9 protein-coding genes are annotated in these 14,824 nt (G+C 40.2%); 2 read left to right on the forward strand and 7 right to left on the reverse strand.

From position 1 onward, the window contains the following. Positions 1-363: 363 nt before the first annotated feature. From ruvA to dacB, 3 genes are read right to left on the reverse strand one after another with little or no spacing between them, the layout of a single operon-like run. A complete protein-coding gene (gene ruvA / locus CKW03_RS02290; protein WP_093100622.1) occupies positions 364-948 on the reverse strand; it encodes a Holliday junction branch migration protein RuvA in 585 nt (194 codons plus the stop codon). A 9-nt stretch (positions 949-957) separates the two neighbouring features. Beyond that, positions 958-3,243 (reverse strand): NADP-dependent malic enzyme, encoded by a 2,286-nt coding sequence (locus tag CKW03_RS02295; protein WP_093100621.1) that lies wholly within the window; start codon positions 3,241-3,243, stop codon positions 958-960. A gap of 49 nt (positions 3,244-3,292) precedes the next feature. Further along, on the reverse strand, positions 3,293-4,732 hold the full coding sequence (dacB, locus tag CKW03_RS02300) for a D-alanyl-D-alanine carboxypeptidase/D-alanyl-D-alanine endopeptidase (RefSeq protein WP_093100619.1): 1,440 nt from the start codon (positions 4,730-4,732) through the stop codon (positions 3,293-3,295). A gap of 128 nt (positions 4,733-4,860) precedes the next feature. On the opposite strand from dacB, the gene CKW03_RS02305 reads away from it, so the two are divergent. Next, positions 4,861-6,636: an aminopeptidase P family protein gene (locus tag CKW03_RS02305; protein WP_093100618.1), complete on the forward strand. Its 1,776-nt coding sequence runs from the start codon at positions 4,861-4,863 to the stop codon at positions 6,634-6,636. Between the two features lie 1,117 nt (positions 6,637-7,753). On the opposite strand, the gene CKW03_RS20240 is transcribed toward CKW03_RS02305, so the two are convergent. Next, complete coding sequence (locus CKW03_RS20240) at positions 7,754-7,918, reverse strand: hypothetical protein (protein ID WP_157739368.1); 165 nt, start codon at positions 7,916-7,918, stop codon at positions 7,754-7,756. Beyond that, positions 7,899-9,671, reverse strand: coding sequence for an alpha-L-fucosidase (locus CKW03_RS02310; RefSeq protein ID WP_093100616.1), 1,773 nt, complete (start codon positions 9,669-9,671; stop codon positions 7,899-7,901). Before CKW03_RS02310 ends, CKW03_RS20240 begins: the two co-directional genes overlap by 20 nt. A gap of 171 nt (positions 9,672-9,842) precedes the next feature. On the opposite strand from CKW03_RS02310, the gene CKW03_RS02315 reads away from it, so the two are divergent. Then, the gene (locus CKW03_RS02315) at positions 9,843-12,227 is read left to right on the forward strand and encodes a glycoside hydrolase family 3 N-terminal domain-containing protein (protein ID WP_093100615.1); all 2,385 of its coding nucleotides are present in this window, start codon (positions 9,843-9,845) and stop codon (positions 12,225-12,227) included. Positions 12,228-12,259: 32 nt separating this feature from the next. On the opposite strand, the gene CKW03_RS02320 is transcribed toward CKW03_RS02315, so the two are convergent. Both CKW03_RS02320 and CKW03_RS02325 read right to left on the reverse strand, forming a co-directional pair. Further along, a complete protein-coding gene (locus CKW03_RS02320) occupies positions 12,260-13,288 on the reverse strand; it encodes a sialidase family protein (RefSeq protein WP_093100613.1) in 1,029 nt (342 codons plus the stop codon). Between the two features lie 72 nt (positions 13,289-13,360). Beyond that, positions 13,361-14,791, reverse strand: coding sequence for an alpha-L-fucosidase (locus tag CKW03_RS02325; protein WP_093100612.1), 1,431 nt, complete (start codon positions 14,789-14,791; stop codon positions 13,361-13,363). Positions 14,792-14,824 lie beyond the last annotated feature (33 nt).

The raw sequence follows: 14,824 nt of genomic DNA on the forward strand, positions 1-14,824 counted from the left end.
GAAAACCAAATCGATTGACGTATAACCCACAGCGTGGGTGAAATATTTTTCTGAAAATCCCTTCTTAATTCATTTCCAATTCTGAACGATAAGTGAAGAATCTGAACGGTTCTCCTCCAACAGGTCCTGTCATTCTGTACCGAAGGTACAGGACCTGTACGCCCATGCAATCTTTGTTTGATTTAATAAAAAATAGTTTGCTCATCTTGCGATTCGATGACAATCTGTCTAAGAAAAAAGAACAAAAATAGATTCTTCGCATTCAGAGCAGGATGAGGGGAAGGAATAAGATTAATCAACAAAAAAGAGGTTATCTTGTTCAGATAACCTCTTTTTTGACTTTTATTAAAAGATAATTAATCTTTATAGGCGTTTTAAGGCGGCTTTGATTAATTGCTCTACAGAAAGATCTGGCTCGGCGGTATAGATAGCCTGAAGGGCTTTTTCCGCTTGTGCTTTTGGGAAACCTAACATCACCAATGCAGTCAATGCTTCTTCGGCTGAAGAAGGTTTGCTGACTACTAATGGAATCAATGCATCTGGACCTTGCTTTTTAAGTTTATCCTGTAATTCAAGGATTACCCGTTGTGCTGTTTTGGGTCCTATCCCTTTGATTTTCTGAATGACATTGACCTGTCCGTTGACGATAGCTTGTTGGATTTCTTCCGGAGTAATGGAAGAAAGCATCATTCTACCCGTGTTAGGGCCGATTCCCGAAACTGAGATCAAATGGTGAAAGAGATGTCTTTCGGCTTCCGTAGCGAAACCAAACAAAGTTTGGGAATCTTCACGTACCTGAAAGGAAGCAAAAAGCTTACAATCTTCCTGATCTTTGATCTGGCTATAAGTGGTCAATGAAATATGCAAGTAATAGCCAATTCCTCCCACTTCTAAAACGACATGGGTCGGAGCTTTAAAAACTAGTTTACCTTTAAAATATTCGTACATAAGCAAAGCTTACTGATTTTTTGATTCTTTTTCGTGTTCAATGGCATCAACTACCGCAATGGTAACCATATTTACAATTTCACGAACTGAACTATCCAATTGCAATACGTGGATAGGTTTGTTCATTCCTAATAGGACAGGTCCTACAGCCTCAGCATTTCCAACTTCTTGCAATAATTTATAAGAAATGTTGCCCGATTCTAGGTTAGGGAATACCAAGGTATTTGCAGGTTCGCCATTTAATGTAGAGAATGGGAAGTTGTCTGCCAATAAGTTTTTGTTCAAAGCAAAGTTTGCTTGGATTTCACCGTCAGCAACGATATCTGGATGTTCCTTGTGCAAGATGCTTACTGCTTCCCTTACTTTATCCGAAATATCTCCAATATTTGAACCAAAGTTAGAGTAAGATAACATCGCTAAACGAGGCTTAACGTTGAATCTTTTAACTGCTGAATCTAATAATACGGCGATATCTGCAAGTTCACGGGCGCTAGGGTTGGAGTTTACGGTTGTATCACCAAAGAATAGAGGTCCTTGGCTTGTCAACATGATGTACATGCCTGCAACTCTGCTACCTGGTTTTGCTCCGATTACTTGTAATGCCGGGCGGATGGTTGAAGCATAATTGCGTGTCAAACCTGATATAAGGGTGTCTGCATCGCCAAATTCAACCATACTTGCTGCAAAGTAGTTACGGTTGGTCATTAACTTGCGGGAATCCAATTTATTGACGCCTCTACGTTGTCTTTTTTGGTATAAGTGCTCCGCATATCTTTCAAATCTTTCGGATTTGATCTCAGCTTGAGGGTCGATGATCTCTACACCATCCAATTCAAAACCATATTCATGGATCAAATTGTTGATTTTTTCTTGGTTACCCAATAGGATCGGGAAAGCAATTCCTTCTTCTTTAACAATTTGAGCAGCACGAAGGGTTTTATAATTATCGGCTTCTGCAAATACAACACGTTTAGGGTTAGATTTTGCCTTAGCGGTAATGGTACGGATCAATCGTTCGTCCTTACCCAATCTTTTACGTAATTCATCGCGGTATGCATCCCAATCTTCGATTACCTTACGCGCAACACCAGATTCAATAGCAGCTTTTGCAACCGCTACGGAAACCTCAGTTATCAAGCGTGGGTCTGTAGGTTTAGGAATCACATAATCAATACCAAAACGGATGTTGTTGGCATTGTAAGCAATATTTACTTCTTCAGGGACAGGTTGTTTTGCTAATTCCGCAATAGCTTTTACAGCGGCAATTTTCATTGCTTCGTTGATAGCAGTAGCTCTTACGTCTAATGCACCACGGAAGATATAAGGGAAACCAAGAACGTTGTTTACTTGGTTAGGGAAGTCAGAGCGTCCGGTACCCATAATAATATCATCGCGAGTTTCAAGCGCAAGCTCATAAGCGATTTCAGGATTAGGGTTTGCCATTGCTAATACGATTGGTTTTGGAGCCATGCTTTTCAACATTTCTGGCGTCAAAACATCTGCAGCGGAAAGACCGATGAAAACATCAGCATCTTTTACCGCATCAGCTAAGGTATGGATATCGCGGTCGGTTGCCCATTCAGCTTTTGTAGGATCTAAAACCTCACGGTCCTTACGGATAACCCCTTTACTGTCGCACATCACGATGTTGTCTTTATTAGCGCCTACAGCCACGTACATCGCCGTACACGAAATTGCCGCAGCACCTGCACCATTCACCACGATTTTCAGGTCAGCGATATTTTTGCCTTGTAACTCAGAAGCGTTGATCAGAGCAGCCCCAGAAATAATTGCAGTACCATGTTGGTCATCGTGCATAACTGGGATATTCATTTCTGCTTTTAGGCGGCGTTCAATTTCAAAACACTCAGGAGCTTTGATATCTTCGAGGTTCACACCACCGAATGTTGGTTCCAAAGCTTTAACGATATTGACAAATTCATCAACGTTTTTGGTGTCTAATTCGATGTCAAATACATCGATATCGGCGAAGATTTTGAAAAGTAATCCTTTACCTTCCATTACGGGTTTACCAGCTTGGGCACCAATGTCACCAAGGCCCAATACGGCAGTACCATTACTGATTACGGCTACCAAGTTACCCTTGGCAGTATATTTATAAGCGTCTTCGCTGTTTTCTGCAATTGCCAGACAAGGCTCGGCTACACCTGGGGAATAGGCTAAAGATAAGTCTCTTTGTGAACTATGTGGTTTTGTAGGAACCACTGCTATTTTACCCGGACGCCCCATAGCATGGTAGTTTAAAGCGTCTTTCTTTCTGTTGATGTTACTCATTACAATTTTGGTTTATACTAATATTTCATGATTATCACCTAGTAATAATCTACTTTAATACATCTAATAATTTAAACATACGCTGGCGCATCTGCCCAGCCGGACCTTGATAGTTGTTGACTAGCAAGGTAAAGGTATATTCTTGCCCGTCGCTGGATTTTTGATAACCTGTATATCCTAATACACCTCCAATAGTACCACTTTTCATGGTAGTATTGTTAATTGTTGGCAAAGATTTTAAAAACTCATCATACCAAGGTCTTCCCTTTGCATATTGCATGATCTTGCTCATAGCCAAAGTGGTCACTCTATTCTGAGGGGATAATCCCGAACCATCGAAAGTATTGATGGCACTTGGATCGATCGATAATTTGTTCTGCCAATATTTTGAAACCAAGGTTGCCGATTTTTCGGTGTCGTATTCCATCGCTGAGACTACTCCGATTAATTTTAGCAGAGACTCACCGTATAGGTTGATGCTTTTTTGGTTGAACCAATGTACAATTTCTCCTAATCGAGGCGATTTAATCAGAAGGATTGAATTTCTCTTTTCATCCAAGATGCTTGCAGAATCCATGTCTGTTAATCGTTTACCTGTTGTAACCCTGTTCAATGAATCTGCAACAAAGATAGAATCCCTGCCAAGGACATCAGAGAGCGAATATGCTAAGTCCAATGCTGGATCAGGTACTGAAATTTCAATTGTTTTTTTGAGATTGGCACCATAGGTACCCCTTAGGTAAACTTGGGTCGAATAAGGAGCTGAATAGGCATATACATTATCACCCGATCCATTGGCTCCTGTTTTTACTTCATTGATTAAATGGTAGAATGGAGCTTTTTGTACAGGCTGTAAGGTTGCTGGCTTGCCAGGCGAACTAGGTGTGAAATTGATTCCGAGTTTGTTTTCTTTCCAATTCAATGCAGAGAATCCAGCACCGTAATAATTTCCAATATCAGTCCACATCCAAGTTCCGGGAACATCATAGCCATTGAAGAAAATATCATCAGCAATGATTTTACCATTGATTTTTTTGATACCGACCTTTTTGATTGCTTCGGACCACTTAGCCAGTATGACTTCCGGTTTTGTATCAGGGTATCTATCACTACCAAGGGTTGGGTCGCCCTTACCTTCGATAATGATATTGCCATGTAAAGTGCCTAAAGAGTCAATCTGACCGGTATAAAACAGTTCAGTGTTGAAGGTGTAATCTGCACTTAATAGGTCTAAGGCTGTAATGGAAGTAATTACTTTCAGGGTTGATGCGGTAGGCATTCCGATCTGGTTATTGCTATCGAAAACAATTTCACCAGTTTTAGAGTTTATGACCGTCAAGGAAGCCATGCCATTTTTTAGAGACGGGTTCTTGCTAAAAGCATCAAATGCCGTTTGGACTTTTGCTTTTACTCCTTGGGCTTGTACTGTTTGCGTGTTTAGGACGCTAATAACAGCAAGGAAATAAAAAAATGAAAAAAATCTTCTCATAGGTAGCAAATATCGTAATCTACTGCACAAGTAGTACATTTAAATTGTAAAATTTCAAATGTATGATGAAGTAAATGTATTAATTGTGAGAGTTTTTATAACTTGCAAGGATTATTAAAAATTACATAATGAAATACATCGATAAGTTAGCTTCCATCCGTAAAGAGATGAAAGAAAAGGGTGTAGATGCCTATATAATTCCCTCCTCCGATCCACATATTAGCGAATACCTTCCAGAAAGATACAAGTGCATAGCTTGGACATCAGGTTTTACCGGTTCTGCTGGGACATTAGCCATTACGCAAGATTTTGCAGGCTTATGGACTGATTCACGTTATTTTGTTCAAGCCAATGAGCAATTGTCGGGAACAGGCTTTGAATTGGTTAAACTACAAGTCCAAGGCAAAGCAGAATATGCGACTTGGCTTTCTAAAACATTGAAAAAAGGCGATACCGTGGCTTTCGATGGTAATTTAGCTTCTGTTGCCGTGGCACAAGCTGTACAAACAGAATTGGAACCTTTGGGTATACAAGTCAACGGACATTTGGACTTATTGGAAGCAATTTGGGAAAATAGACCTGAACTACCTACTGAAAAGGCATATCTATTAGATGTAAACACAACTGGACAGTCGACAAAAGATAAGATTTCAACAGTAAAATCAAAACTTAAGGATAAAAGAGCGGATGTTCATTTTGTTTCTTCCTTGGATGATTTGGCATGGATCCTTAATATCCGTGGGAATGATGTTCATTGCAATCCGGTTGTATTGGGATTCTTGTTGATCCAAGAGGATAAAAACACCTTGTTTATTGGCTCAGGGAAATTATCTTCAGCTGATATTTCCACTTTAAAGGATTCTGGAGTTGAAGTAGCTGACTATCAAGGTGCGTTTGAGGCTATAAAACAGTTGAAAGGTGAGCATATTTTATTGGATCCTAAGCGTACTTGTTTTGCTATCTATGATTCTGTTCCAGAAAACATCGAAATTTTGGAAGATATGAATCCTTCAACTTCATTGAAGTCTATTAAAAACAAAGTTGAGGTTGATCATACTCGTCATGCCATGATTAAGGATGGTGTTGCATTGACAAAATTCTTTAAATGGGTTGAGGAAAATGTAGCCTCAGGTAAACTCTCGGAAATTTCTATTGCCGAGAAATTACAAGCCTTGCGTGCCACTTCAGAAGGATTTGTTGATATATCATTTGATACCATTGCTGGCTATAAAGCTCATGGTGCTTTACCACATTATAAAGCAACAGAAAGCAGTAATTCAGTATTGAAACCTGAGGGATTATTGTTGGTGGATTCAGGTGGTCAATACCTAGATGGAACCACTGATATTACCCGTGTTATTTCATTAGGTCAAATAATACCTGAGGAGAAAACCGATTATACCATTGTTCTTAAAGGGACTATTGAAGGCTCCCAAGCGGTATTCCCTACTGGAACCAGAGGTTATTCAATTGACGCAATAACCAGAAGGCCGATTTGGGAAACGATGCGCAATTATGGACATGGTACCGGACATGGGGTTGGATTTTTCTTGAACGTTCATGAAGGACCTCAGACCTTCAATATGGCAGCAATCGATATTCCAGTTGAGGAAGGTATGATTACCTCCATTGAACCGGGATTATATAGAGAAGGTCATTATGGAATCCGTATTGAGAACTTGGTGCTTTCGAAAAAAGTAGAGAGTAATCAATTTGGTGATTTCATGGATTTTGAGACTTTAACGGTTTGTTATATCGATACGGCTTTGGTTGATAAAAGCCTATTGGATCAGAAACATATTGATTGGTTAAACCAATATAATGGCTGGGTGTTTGAAAAGTTGTCTCCGAAATTGGATGAAGGAGAAAAAGCTTGGTTGAAAGAGAAAACCAAAGCGATATAGGCTTTAGCCCTTTATTTGAACCAGGATTGATGGGATGGGAGGATAGACCAAGATCTGGGAAGGAACCAGGATGCCCTTCGACGCCGCTCAGGGTACGGGATGAGAGGATGGACCAAGATCAATATTCCGATGGTCGAGCGGCGTCGAGACCCGGCACAGGATTATTGTTGGTATTACATTCAAAATTATATTCACAAAATTCGGTGTGTATCGCATACGCCAGCCGCGAAAAAATAAATAGAAAAATTTTTCACCCCCGCTGGGCAATGTCATCAAGGTAAGAAAAAACAAAGGGGAACTTTCCCTAGGAACAAGAATATCAATTTGTATTTTTCTGATTCTGAACAATTCGTGAAGAATCTGTACGGCTCTTCTCTCTAAGATTCTGTCATCCTTAACCGAAGGTTAAGGAACTGTAAACCAATACAATGCACGGTGTTTTTGAATTAGTATTTTTGCAAGGTTAAATACTTCGGATGAACCTCATGAATACCCAAAAAACCTTAACTTAATGACATTTCCCATCGGGGTTCCATTATTTTAGCTAGCATGGCATGTTAGCCTGGATGTAGCGCAAAAACGATGTTCGATTAATCGAACATCGTTTTTGCATTAACCCTTTATTGTTGGATACCATTGCTAAAATAATTCTGCCCTTCCAGGGCAGTATGGCGCAAAAAACAGATTTTTCTGGGAAATAAATATGGGATTAAATTTCTAGAAACACAGATTTAACAAACGTGTTCATTGGTACGCAGGAAGAATCTCGGAGGTATACAAACTTCCTCTTTATTATAAAACAATAATGATTTCATTAGCGAACAGGTCCTACACCTTCGGTGTAGGATGACAAAATGTTTTGGACATTTACGTACAGATTCTTCACTATTCGTTCAGAATTGGAAGTGTCCCAGAGAGGGATTCAGAGCGCAGCGAGGAACTATTTTTTATTTTTTTTTAAGGATGGCTGTCATCGAAATCGTAAGATGAGGGAACTATTTTTTTCTTAATAAACCCTATAAAGGATTATCAGAAAAATATTTCACCCACGCTGTGGGTTATCCGATTAACGATCCGATTTTCTACAAAGATGTCACCCCTTCCAGGGGTTCCCAGTTTATACAAACAACCATCCTTCCGCAGCAAGTCCTTTAGCAACCGGATCATTACCAGTGGCGGAGAGATGGATAGAATGTCGTTGAAAAGGCGTGATAATCTTGGTCCCTCCTCTCATCCCTTGAATCCTGGTTCCCCCCCAATCCTTATTTTTTCTTTTTTTCAATCCAGATTCTATTAAATAGGATAGGTTCTGATGCTGAAAACTCTAAGGTTAGTTCTATTGGTTTTGTGATGTTGATCTTTCCAACTGGGACATCTAAGAATTCTTCTACATACCAGTTTTGATTAGGTTCGACTGTTACTTTTCCATTGGGAGCTGCGGGCACTGTAAATGTGCTTTCGATATCCTTGATGGTGATCTGGGTTGTTTTGCCGGAACCATTATGTAAGGAAGTTTCTAGGCTATAATCTCCAGGTTCTGGAAGATAAACCTTCCATTTTACTGTTTGATTTGCTTTTAGTACCAAATGATCCGGTTTAGTTCCGTCAAAGGCTTTGAATTCTAGATTTTTTGAAAGGTGGTTCTTGGCGTTTAATGAGAATCCGCCAAAGGTAGATTCAGCAACAACTTCCGTATTGAATTGATGTTGATCCATGGTTACTTTTAAGACGGATACATAGGGATCAGGTTGCTCTTCCGGCACATGGATATGGATGATAGGACCAAACTGTTCAAATTGTACTTCTTGGGTTTTATTGCCGTTTAATACCTCGATTTTAGTTGGTTTGCTCTGCAAACCAGTTACGCGAAGGATTTTATCTAATGGCCAATTAAAGACATTTAGGTACAGTTTTTTTGTTTTGTTATTGATGGTCATTTTGCCCCAGTCATGTTGGGAGAATCGGATTGGCAGACCATTGTTAAAATAAACTGCTTGCCCATATTTATTTAGCCATTGTCCCATATCCATTAATCGTTGAACGCCTTCATATGGTACAGAGCCATCTGCGCGTGGGCCGATATTCAGGGTGTATGAACCATTGAGGCTAACATTGTTGATTAAGGATTGGAATAATTGATTGGTTGACTTCCATTCATTTTCCAAGGCGTTGAAACCCCATGAATGAGCGATAGTTCCGGGAGTTTCCCAAATATGGTCGGTGTAAGCGGATCCGAATTGATTGTCGCCTAAAGTTTCAAAGTCAACATGTTCATTTTCGATTGGAAAACCCAGCCTTGAATTGATTAAACATTTTGGTTGTAATTCATGGATGAGGTTAGCTAGTTGATCCAACTGTTCTTTTTTGATGATACTCTGTTGATAAGGTATCCACATATCAAACCACATCATGGCGATATCACCGTAATTTGTTAGCAATTCACGGATTTGAGGGATTACTTTTTCTTGCCAATACTGATTGTATTGAGCATCTGTAACACGGCCAGTGACTTCTTGGTTATGGTTCCAAGCGTAAGGATGTTGCCAGTCGATCCAATGGGAATAATAGAAACATAGTTTGATATCGTGTTTTTTACAGGCTTCAGCTATTTCTTTAATGACATCTCTATTGGTTCCGCTAAGTTTAGGCAGGGAATAATCGCTTACCTTACTATCCCAAAGAGCTACTCCATCATGATGTTTCGAGGTAATGACGATATACTTCATGCCAGCTTTTTTGGCTAGGAGTACCCATTCTTCTGGATTGATTTTATCCCAGTCAAATCTTTTTGCCAATTCGCCATATTCTGCTTCACCAATACGGTTTCTGTATCGAATCCATTCTGCATAATTATTCGGATGTCTTAATCTTTCGCCTTTCCAAATACCTTCAGTGGCACTGTAGAGTCCCCAATGAATGAACATACCGAAACGGTCGTCTTCCAGCCATTGGGCTCTCTTGGTTTGGGAAAAGGTACTGAAACTAATCAATGTTAGAATTAAGAAAAGAAGGAATTGCTTTGATGTTGATGCCATGCTGGTTCTAATAAAATTGGGTCTATCCAAATATATGGAAAACAGCAGTTATTTTCTAATGTGAATCAGCATCAAATGACAGTTTATTTGACGCTAAAAGGATAATTTTGACTAAATTACAGTGATTATAACATGTAGTTTTTAATCCCTAAACCCAAGCATAGTGTATAGATGAAAATTAAGATAAAAAGACTTTTGATATTTGGTTTGATGGCAGCCTGTCAATCCAGTTTGCTAGCCCAGGAACTTCCTTATAAGAACAAGAATCTGCCTGTAGAGAAAAGGGTGGAAGACCTTTTGGGTAGAATGACCTTAGAGGAGAAAGTTGGTCAACTTTCAAAAGTTTTGGGTTGGGAAATGTATGATAAGCATGCTGGAAAAATAGGGGTAAGTCAAAAGTTTAAAGAGACCGTCAAGAATCAAAAAATTGGATTGATGTGGGCTACGCTGCGTGCAGATCCTTGGACCCAGAAGACTTTGTTGACTGGTCTAAGCCCTGAAGAGGCGGCAAAGGCAACCAACGCCATTCAAAAATTCATGTTAGATAGTACGCGTTTGGGCATACCATTGTTGCTTTCTGAGGAAACTCCACATGGACATATGGCTATTGGAGCTACAACTTTCCCGACAGCGATCGGTCAAGCGAGCACTTGGAATCCGTTTTTGATCCAAAAAATGGCAGGGGTAATTGCTGCAGAAGCCTCAGCCGTTGGAGCACATAATGGCTACGGTCCTGTTTTGGATTTGGCAAGGGAACCAAGGTGGTCAAGGACGGAAGAGTCCTACGGTGAGGATCCTTATTTAGTTAGCAAGATTGGTGAAGCCATGGTGAGAGGGATGCAAGGTGAACAGCTTGGGCAAGCAGGAAAGGTCTTTTCAACTTTGAAGCATTTTGTGGCTTATGGTGTTCCTGAAGGGGGGCATAATGGCGGTAGTGTTTCTGTGGGTGAGCGCGATTTGAGGATGAATTACCTATATCCATTTGAAAAAGCGGTTAGACAAGGGGCTTGGTCTGTAATGACGGCTTATAATTCCATAGATGGGATACCTTGCTCTTCGAATTCATGGTTATTGAATGAGGTATTGAGAAAAGAATGGGGATTTAAAGGATTTGTTGTATCCGATTTGTTGAGTATACAAGGCTTATCTGGGGGTCATAATACGGCTGCTAGTCCGGCGGAAGGGGCTTCTCAAGCCTTAAATGCGGGATTGGATGTAGATCTAAGTGGTTCGGGTTATGGTAAAAACCTATTGTTGGCTATCAAAGAAGGTTTGGTAAGTGAAGAGGAATTGAACCAAGCGGTAGGCAGAGTCTTGAGGACGAAGTTTCTTTTGGGGCTGTTTGAAAATCCTTTTGTATCGGAAAAAGAAGCAAAGAAGAAAGTTGCTAGCCAAGAAAATATAGAAGTGGCGAGGCAAGTTGCTCGCGAGTCTATAATATTACTGAAAAATGAGGGTCATCTTCTTCCCTTAAAGAAAGATTTAAAGCGAATAGCGGTGATCGGACCGAATGCAGATAATGTTTACAATCAATTAGGTGATTATACGGCTCCACAGGCAGAGGGTAAGGTAAAGACAGTTTTGGCCGGGATTAAGGAGAAGTTGGGTTCAGGAACACAGGTTGATTATGTAAAGGGAGCTGCCATACGTGATATGGGGCAAACCGATATTCCTTCTGCGGTTGCTGCGGCAAAACAAGCTGATGTTGTGGTCTTGGTTGTTGGAGGGTCTAGCGCTCGCGATTTCAAGACTTCCTATCAAGCAACTGGTGCTGCGGAAGTGGAAAGCAGCAAGGAAACAATTTCTGATATGGAGAGTGGTGAAGGTTTCGATCGTGCATCATTGGATATGATGGGTGATCAGTTGAAATTGATGCAGGCTATTCAGGCAACTGGAAAGCCAGTTGTTTTGGTGGTCATTAAAGGAAGGCCGTTAAACCTAAACTGGGCGGATGAGCATATTCCTGCAATTCTTGATGCTTGGTATCCAGGACAAGAAGGAGGAACTGCGATTGCGGATGTGTTGTTTGGCGATTACAATCCAGCTGGTCGACTTCCAATTTCAGTTCCAAGGTCCATTGGCCAATTACCTGTTTATTACAATCACCAAAAACCCAAACATCATCCTTACATTGATCAAGAATCTACTCCTTTGTATAGCTTTGGATATGGGTTGAGTTATACTGAATTCGAGTATAAGAATATAGAAATGGAGGTTTTAGAAGGAGATGAGGATGTTAATGTGGTAGTTTCATTTGATTTGGCCAATACCGGGAGTTTTGATGGAGAAGAAGTTCCGCAGCTATATTTAATTGATGAGGTCAGTTCAGCTGTTTCGGCAGTAAAACAATTAAGAGGATTTGACCGGGTACCATTGATGAAAGGAGAAAGCCGCAAAGTTAGCTTTACGCTAGATCAAAATGATTTGAAGTTATGGGGCGCAAATAAGGATTGGCAAGTTGAAATAGGGAAGTTCAGGGTATTGATAGGTCCGGCTTCCGATAATATAAAGTTGAATGGAGAGTTCGAGGTTATGAACAGTAAAATAATTAAATAAGCAAAACGCCAGAATTAATTCTGGCGTTTTGCTTATTTAGGATCTAAAACAACATGTTTTACATTGACTCTATTGTAAGTGTAAGTGATATGGATCTTTCCTTTGGAATCTTGGAAGATGGTTGGATAACTGAATTCACCTTTATCATGGTTTTCTAGTTCCAAGAACTTATTCCAATCTAGTCCATCATTGGAGAAAGCAATATTTAATTTAGCTCTTCCTTCCCACCAATCCTTTCCAGGGATATCAGGATTGTATACTATCCAAAATTGATTCTTTACTGCTATGGCATCGGTTCCTGAATTGGGATTGATTAGATTTGTTTTTTCAAGGTCTGACCAAGTTTTGCCATTATCGGTAGACCAAGATGAAATAACCGAACCTTCTCGGCTGCGGCATAGAACCTGCAACTTGTTGTTTGGGTGAAGCAAAATGCTTGGTTGGATGACATTCAAGGTTGATTCATGGTTAATGGGATACTTTTTCCATGTCTTCATTTTCTTATCTGCGATCTCCACATGTGCTACCCATCGGGTTTCAGTAAATTCTTCACTGGATGGAGAAACAACAGTTCCATTAGAAAGCTGTTTAGGTTTGTTTTTGATTGGACCTAAAATTCCATCAGGTAATTTTTGTGCTTTGGACCAGGTCTTTCCGTTGTCTTTTGAGGTTTTAACCATTCCCCACCATTCTCTAGGGTTAGGTCCAACTTTATAAAAGAGATAGATCGTTTGATCGTTATTTTTCCTGAAAAGAACTGGGTTCCAACAAGGATAGGTTTTGTCGGAGATTCCATCGGCCCAGATTGTTGGCTCGGACCATTTCTCTCCATCATAAGTAGATCCCCAAATCTTAACGTCTTGGTTGCCCTCATGTGTTCCTGCAAACCAGCTTACCAACAAAGTTCCATCTTTTGCCTCTTCAATGGTTGAAGCGTGACATTGATCGAAATATTTGCCTTGTTCGAAAATAAACTCCGATTTCAATATGTTGGGTTGCGGAGATTGTCCGAATAGATTTATCTTAAAAAGAAGGAGGAGGATTACAAGGGAGGTTTTCATAGGCGTAGATTTCAATTTTGATTACAATTTCTTATCCAGTATTTAAGATAAGAAATTGTAATCAAATACTGGTTATTTCAAGCTGACTTGAATGGCTGTAGCATAATCCAGGTTCTTTGCTGAGTTCTGAACGGTAAGTATATTTTCCTTTAAAGTCCATTTTGCTTTCCCATTATGGCCAAGGATTTTCACTCCCTTTATTTTGCTGTTGGCAGGTACTTGGAAAGAAAAAGTTGCTGGAGCGCTGTATTTTTCTCCTTCAGATAAATGGAATACGTTGATGGTTTTATTGTCTTTGCTACGGGTGTAGTAATATTCATTTTCATGGTATGGAGCAACACTTCTAGTAGCATAGATTGCAGATTCATTGATCTGCACCCATTTTGCCAATTCTTTTAGGCGATCGTATGCTGCTTGGTCAAAATCACCATTGGGTCCAGGAGCGATGTTCATCAAATAGTTTCCACCGCGAGAGATAATCTTGACAAGGGTTTCGACAATCTTTTTAGTGGGCTTATATTGGTCATTTGGTACATAGGAGAATGAATTCCCCATGGTGATACAGCTTTCCCAAGGGATATCGAGTGGGTGTTCAGGGACAGCCTGTTCTGGGGTCACATAATTTTCCCATTTTCCGGGAACTGTCCGGTCAACCACAATGATTCCAGGTTGGTTTTTTCTTGCCATTCCACCAATACGATCCATATCGATGTCTTGTTCCACTTTTATGCCGCGTTGCCAATCCACGGATTGGTCAATGGTACTGAATGGTCTTACCCAACCACCGTCTAACCAAAGGATATCTACTTTGCCATATTCTGAGGTCAGTTCATTGATCTGGTTATAGGTGTAGTTTTTGAAATTGTTCCAGCGTTCTGGATATTTAGTAGGGTCGTAATTTACATTTCTGTCTTTTGGTGGGAAATAAGGCCACCAATAGTGTTCTGTGTGCCAATCAGGTTTGGAGAAATATGCACCTATTTTGAACCCTTCATTTCGGAAGGAATTGAAGATTTCCTTGGTGACATTGGCTTTTGGATTGCTAGAGAAAGGAGTGTTTTTGGAAGTGATTTTATAATCAGACTCCTTGGTGTCAAACATGGCGAAGCCATCATGGTGTTTGGTCGTAAATACGACATATTTCATACCGGCAGCTTTTGCAGCATCAGCCCATTTTTGGGGACTGAAATCTACAGGATTGAAAGACTTCTGTAGGTTTTCGTAATTTTTTACATATTCGAAATAGGTTTTACCGTGTTCCGGTTTGCGTTGGGTCCAGCCTTCATCTTCAGGGCAAATACTCCAACTTTCAACGATTCCCCATTGGCTATAGGTTCCCCAGTGCATAAAAAGCCCGAACTTCATGTCTTGCCATTGTTCCAAGTTTTGGAGGACCTGTGGGTCGGTTGGTTTTTGATAACCTGCGGAGACATTATGCGCTTGGCCAAAAGTCAAGGATGAAGCAAGGAGGAAAGCTGCGGTAAATAATGTTGATCTCTTCATTGGTATTAAGTTTAGGGAGTTGATAAAAGAAAA

This window comes from Sphingobacterium mizutaii (genome assembly GCF_900187125.1).
Taxonomy (GTDB): domain Bacteria; phylum Bacteroidota; class Bacteroidia; order Sphingobacteriales; family Sphingobacteriaceae; genus Sphingobacterium; species Sphingobacterium mizutaii.